Here is a 5,229-nt window from a genome sequence, read left to right on the forward strand (position 1 = left end):
GCTCTATGCATCGTATGTTTGGAAAGGGATACGCCGGCGGCGGCGATCATGACGTGCTTCGGCATGGATTGATTTCGTCGTCGCTAGTTCGGAAATTCGACGTAAGTTGGATAGAGTAATTAGTGACGGGATCTATGCTCTTCTATTTCTTCGGAAGTATGAAGAGCCTGTTAAACTTGAGAGTTTGATCCTGGCTCAGAACGAACGCTGGCGGCAGGCTTAACACATGCAAGTCGAACGCGTGTAGCAATACACGAGTGGCGCACGGGTGAGTAACGCGTGGATATCTGCCTTTTGGTTCGGAATAACTCCGGGAAACTGGAGCTAATACCGGATGGTTCCTACGGGATAAAGATTTATCGCCAAAAGATGAGTCCGCGTACGATTAGCTAGTTGGTGAGGTAATGGCTCACCAAGGCGACGATCGTTAGCTGGTCTGAGAGGACGATCAGCCACACTGGGACTGAGACACGGCCCAGACTCCTACGGGAGGCAGCAGTGGGGAATATTGGACAATGGGGGCAACCCTGATCCAGCCATGCCGCGTGAGTGATGAAGGCCTTCGGGTTGTAAAGCTCTTTTGGCGGGGACGATGATGACGGTACCCGCAGAATAAGCCCCGGCTAACTTCGTGCCAGCAGCCGCGGTAAGACGAAGGGGGCTAGCGTTGTTCGGAATTACTGGGCGTAAAGCGAGTGTAGGTGGTTGCCACAGTCAGGTGTGAAAGCCTTGAGCTCAACTCAAGAAATGCACTTGATACTGGGCGACTAGAGGACCGGAGAGGATAGTGGAATTCCCAGTGTAGTGGTGAAATACGTAGAGATTGGGAAGAACACCAGTGGCGAAGGCGGCTATCTGGACGGTTTCTGACACTAAGACTCGAAAGCGTGGGGAGCAAACAGGATTAGATACCCTGGTAGTCCACGCCGTAAACGATGGGTGCTAGACGTTGGCGAGCTTGCTCGTCAGTGTCGCAGCTAACGCGTTAAGCACCCCGCCTGGGGAGTACGGCCGCAAGGTTGAAACTCAAAGGAATTGACGGGGGCCCGCACAAGCGGTGGAGCATGTGGTTCAATTCGACGCAACGCGCAGAACCTTACCAGCCCTTGACATGTGACTCGCCGGTCCCAGAGACGGGACCTTCGGTTCGGCCGGAGTCAGCACAGGTGCTGCATGGCTGTCGTCAGCTCGTGTCGTGAGATGTTGGGTTAAGTCCCGCAACGAGCGCAACCCTCGTCTCCAGTTGCCATCAGGTTAAGCTGGGCACTTTGGAGAAACTGCCGGTGACAAGCCGGAGGAAGGTGGGGATGACGTCAAGTCCTCATGGCCCTTACGGGCTGGGCTACACACGTGCTACAATGGCGGTGACAGTGGGATGCGAAGGGGCGACCCGGAGCCGATCCCCAAAAACCGTCCCAGTTCGGATTGCACTCTGCAACTCGAGTGCATGAAGTTGGAATCGCTAGTAATCGCGGATCAGCATGCCGCGGTGAATACGTTCCCGGGCCTTGTACACACCGCCCGTCACGCCATGGGAGTTGGTTCTACCCGAAAACGGTGCGCTAACCGCAAGGAGGCAGCCGGTCACGGTAGGATCAATGACTGGGGCGAAGTCGTAACAAGGTAGCCGTAGGGGAACCTGCGGCTGGATCACCTCCTTTCTAAGGAAGACTGGAAGCAATTCCGGTCTTTACTTAACACTAAATCGAAGCCTGCTTTCTCAAGGCAGGCCGCCGCCGTCGACGCATCCCTTTCCTGTGATGGTATTTGGCGAGACAGAGCCATGTTCGGCTCTGTTGTTTCGTCTGTCCGAACCGGGCTAGTAGCTCAGCTGGTTAGAGCGCGCGCTTGATAAGCGTGAGGTCGGAGGTTCAAATCCTCCCTGGCCCACCAAGTTGCCCAATCAAGCGGGGCATCCGGCGCGTTGTGAGGACGGCCGGCGAGAGCCGGCGACGAAACGAGATCGCGATGACCGATTTTCTCAAACGGGGGCATAGCTCAGTTGGGAGAGCGCCTGCTTTGCAAGCAGGAGGTCGTCGGTTCGATCCCGTCTGCCTCCACCATCACATGCATGGAACGCAGCACCAGGACGTGGTGCAGCATCGTTCTTTGACATCGTTTATCGGACTGTAATGAGGTCTTTAAAGTCTAGATTATTCCGCGCCCTGCATCTCTCAAAGGCAGGGTGGTAGGAGTGGGTAACAAGGCCGTTGGTGTGGGGGTCGTCCCCTGCACGGAACGAGCCGATAGGACGATCGCAAGATCGTTCATCGCTGACAAAACGTGAGATCAAGCACAATAAGGGCGTTTGGCGGATGCCTTGGCACTGAGAGGCGATGAAGGACGTGGCAGGCTGCGATAAGCTTCGGGGAGTTGCCAGCACACTTTGATCCGAAGATTTCCGAATGGGGAAACCCCATCCATCAGGATGATCGTTGACTGAATCCATAGGTCAACGAGGCGAACCCAGGGAACTGAAACATCTCAGTACCTGGAGGAAAGGACATCAATAGAGACTCCGCTAGTAGTGGCGAGCGAACGCGGACTAGGCCAGTGCTTCGATTGTAAGAACCGGAACACTCTGGAAAGGGTGGCCATAGCGGGTGATAGCCCCGTACGGGTAGAAAGCAGTCGGAGACTCGAGTAGGGCGGGACACGTGTAATCCTGTCTGAACACGGGGGGATCACCCTCCAAGCCTAAGTACTCCTCAGTGACCGATAGTGAACAAGTACCGTGAGGGAAAGGTGAAAAGCACCCCGACAAGGGGAGTGAAATAGACCTGAAACCGAACGCCTACAAACAGTCGGAGGCCGCAAGGCTAACGGCGTACCTTTTGTATAATGGGTCAGCGACTTACTCTGTGCAGCAAGCTTAAGCCGATAGGTGTAGGCGCAGCGAAAGCGAGTCTGAATAGGGCGCTTAGTTGCACGGAGTAGACCCGAAACCGGGTGATCTAGTCATGGGCAGGTTGAAGGTGCGGTAACACGCACTGGAGGACCGAACCGGTTACCGTTGCAAAGGTATCGGATGACCTGTGATTAGGGGTGAAAGGCCAACCAAACTCGGAAATAGCTGGTTCTCCGCGAAAACTATTTAGGTAGTGCGTCGTGTGATTACCGCCGGGGGTAGAGCACTGGATGGGCTAGGGGGATCCAAAGTCTTACCAAACCTAACCAAACTCCGAATACCGGCGAGTACAGCGCGGCAGACAGACGGCGGGTGCTAAGGTCCGTCGTCGAGAGGGAAACAGCCCAGACCGCCAGCTAAGGTCCCTAAGTCATGGCTAAGTGGGAAAGGATGTGGGAATTCCATAACAACCAGGAGGTTGGCTTAGAAGCAGCCATCCTTTAAAGAAAGCGTAATAGCTCACTGGTCTAATCAAGAAATCCTGCGCCGAAGATGTACCGGGGCTCAAGCCATGCACCGAAGCTGCGGACTCGAAAGAGTGGTAGCGGAGCGTTCCGTAAGCCTGCGAAGGGAGACCCGTGAGGGCTCCTGGAGGTATCGGAAGTGAGAATGCTGACATAAGTAGCGATAAAAAGCGTGAGAGACGCTTTCGCCGTAAGTCCAAGGGTTCCTGCGCAAGGTCAATCCGCGCAGGGTTAGCCGGCCCCTAAGTCGAGGGCGACAGCCGTAGACGATGGGAACCACGTCAATATTCGTGGGCCTGCTGGTGGTGACGGATCCGAAAAGTGGCCCGAGCTCGTTGGCGAATGCTCGGGCGGCCCAAGGGTTCCAGGAAATAGCCCCAGCGTATAGACCGTACCCTAAACCGACACAGGTGGACTGGTAGAGTATACCAAGGCGCTTGAGGGAACCATGTTGAAGGAACTAGGCAATTTACCCCCGTAACTTCGGGATAAGGGGGCCTCTGACGGTCTCGTCAGAGGGGCACAGACTAGGGGGTGGCGACTGTTTACCAAAAACACAGGGCTCTGCTAAGCCGTGAGGCGAAGTATAGGGTCTGACGCCTGCCCGGTGCCGGAAGGTTAAGAGGAGAGGTGCAAGCCTTGAATTGAAGCCCCGGTAAACGGCGGCCGTAACTATAACGGTCCTAAGGTAGCGAAATTCCTTGTCGGGTAAGTTCCGACCTGCACGAATGGCGTAACGACTTCCCCGCTGTCTCCAACATGGGCTCGGCGAAATTGAATTCCCCGTGAAGATGCGGGGTACCCGCAGTTAGACGGAAAGACCCCGTGCACCTTTACTACAACTTTGCAGTGGCATTAGAGAATGGATGTGTAGGATAGGCGGGAGCCTTTGAAGCCGGGGCGCTAGCTCTGGTGGAGGCAACCTTGAAATACCGCCCTTTTGTTCTTTGATGTCTAACCGCGGTCTGTCATCCAGATCCGGGACCCTGCATGGTGGGTAGTTTGACTGGGGCGGTCGCCTCCCAAAGAGTAACGGAGGCGCGCGATGGTGGGCTCAGGCCGGTCGGAAATCGGCTGCTGAGTGCAATGGCACAAGCCCGCCTGACTGCGAGACTGACAAGTCGAGCAGGGACGAAAGTCGGCCATAGTGATCCGGTGGTTCCGCGTGAGTGGGCCATCGCTCAACGGATAAAAGGTACGCCGGGGATAACAGGCTGATACCACCCAAGCGTCCACAGCGACGGTGGTGTTTGGCACCTCGATGTCGACTCATCACATCCTGGGGCTGGAGCAGGTCCCAAGGGTTCGGCTGTTCGCCGATTAAAGTGGTACGTGAGTTGGGTTCAAAACGTCGTGAGACAGTTTGGTCCCTATCTGCTGTGGGTGTTCGAGACTTGAGAGGAGCCGTCCTTAGTACGAGAGGACCGGGATGGACTTACCTCTGGTGTACCGGTTGTGACGCCAGTCGCAGCGCCGGGTAGCTATGTAGTGAAGGGATAAACGCTGAAAGCATCTAAGCGTGAAACCCGCCTCAAAACTAGGTCTCGCTGAGAGTCGTGGTAGACCACCACGTTGATAGGCCGCATGTGCAAGTGCAGTGATGCATTCAGCTTAGCGGTACTAATAGCTCGATCGGCTTGATTTCATTCGTTCCGTGCAGCGGTCGACATCCGCTGGACGGCCTTGTGCACAGACTTTAGACCTCATTGCCTTGCGTTCCGACGATCCGGTGGCTCTAGCGAGAGGTGTACACCCGATCCCATTCCGAACTCGGACGTGAAAACTCTCAGCGCCAATGGTACTGTGTCTCAAGGCACGGGAGAGTAGGTCGCTGCCGGATCTTCCGAACGCAAGGCA

The 5,229-nt window shown here is 55.7% G+C and carries 2 tRNA genes and 3 rRNA genes; all 5 read left to right on the forward strand.

The features are described from left to right. Window positions 1-172: 172 nt before the first annotated feature. A 16S ribosomal RNA gene (locus AC1ROX_RS31565) occupies window positions 173-1,661 on the forward strand. A 155-nt stretch (window positions 1,662-1,816) separates the two neighbouring features. Further along, window positions 1,817-1,893: transfer RNA gene (locus AC1ROX_RS31570), tRNA-Ile, on the forward strand. A 94-nt stretch (window positions 1,894-1,987) separates the two neighbouring features. After that, window positions 1,988-2,063: transfer RNA gene (locus tag AC1ROX_RS31575), tRNA-Ala, on the forward strand. 224 nt (window positions 2,064-2,287) lie between these two features. Further along, a 23S ribosomal RNA gene (locus tag AC1ROX_RS31580) occupies window positions 2,288-5,017 on the forward strand. An 80-nt stretch (window positions 5,018-5,097) separates the two neighbouring features. Next, window positions 5,098-5,212 (forward strand): 5S ribosomal RNA (gene rrf / locus AC1ROX_RS31585). Together the 16S, 23S and 5S rRNA genes with 2 tRNA genes alongside form the textbook arrangement of a ribosomal RNA operon. Window positions 5,213-5,229: the final 17 nt, after the last annotated feature.

The sequence above is a fragment of the Reyranella sp. GW821-FHT14A01 genome (assembly GCF_058803965.1).